This is a genomic window from Vibrio sp. 378 (assembly GCF_033339435.1).
In genome coordinates this window covers 1-533 of sequence record NZ_JAWOUO010001102.1, presented here as the reverse complement: position 1 = coordinate 533, position 533 = coordinate 1, and the positions used below count along the sequence as shown (strand labels likewise).

General features: G+C 46.5%; 1 protein-coding gene. It reads left to right on the top strand.

All coding sequences use genetic code 11. The features are described 5' to 3' along the window. The coding region (locus R7Q48_RS30605; RefSeq protein WP_411979321.1) for an arsenic resistance protein at positions 1–444 on the top strand (444 nt) is incomplete at its 5' end. Positions 445–533: the final 89 nt, after the last annotated feature.

Sequence of the window (533 nt, the reverse complement as noted above, 5' to 3'; positions counted from 1 at the left end):
GGTTTTCTCAGTCGCAAGTGGTTAGTCGCTGCAAAGGGTGAGAAGTGGTACAACGATGTGTTTATTCCTCGAATTTCACCCATTACTTTGATCGCTTTGCTCGCCACCATCGTGCTGATGTTCAGCCTCAAAGGAGAGATGATTTTACAACTGCCAATGGATGTGTTCCGCGTGGCAGTCCCACTAGCGATCTACTTCGTATTGATGTTTTTTGCCAGCTTCTTTATCGGGAAGAGAATGGGCATCCCCTACGATAAAAATGCCTCCATCGCATTTACGGCAACGGGCAACAACTTCGAGCTGGCGATCGCGGTTTCCATTGCTGTATTTGGCTTGAATTCCGATCAAGCATTCGCTGGCGTAATTGGCCCGTTGATCGAAGTTCCGGTTCTGATTGCTTTGGTTAACGTCGCACTGCGGATGAAAACCAAATACAAAAGCTAAAATGGGAAACATTGAAACCGACCAGATAGCAATGTTAGGTACTAACTGGCAACGGTTTTGATGTACTCGCTGGGCGTTAAACCAAACTT